We start from the raw sequence: 223 nt of genomic DNA, 5'->3' as shown, positions 1-223 counted from the left end.
CCAGACTCTAACTAATAGCGTCAATGTGATACGAACCTACGCGTTGGATAATACGCAACCAGCACCATCGGTGAGTGATTATGCCGACTTTGGCGTCACGGGTATTGATGCCAACAACTTGGCGGAAATTAATGCACAAGTTGACAGCCAGTCGCTAACTACCGTCACTGGTATTCAAACTGTGGTTGATAGCTTAGCGATTATTCAAAGCTATGCTGCAGAC

The 223-nt window shown here is 46.2% G+C and carries 1 protein-coding gene; it reads left to right on the top strand.

Going from position 1 to position 223, the window contains the following annotated elements:
- Positions 1-223, top strand: a 223-nt coding sequence (locus F8B77_RS17845; RefSeq protein ID WP_167512892.1) for a hypothetical protein, incomplete at both ends; no start/stop codon positions are given.

The organism is Aliivibrio finisterrensis (assembly GCF_008933155.1).
GTDB lineage: Bacteria > Pseudomonadota > Gammaproteobacteria > Enterobacterales > Vibrionaceae > Aliivibrio > Aliivibrio finisterrensis.
The sequence above is the reverse complement of the archived record's forward strand: the minus strand, read 5'-3'. Positions and strand labels throughout refer to the sequence as shown.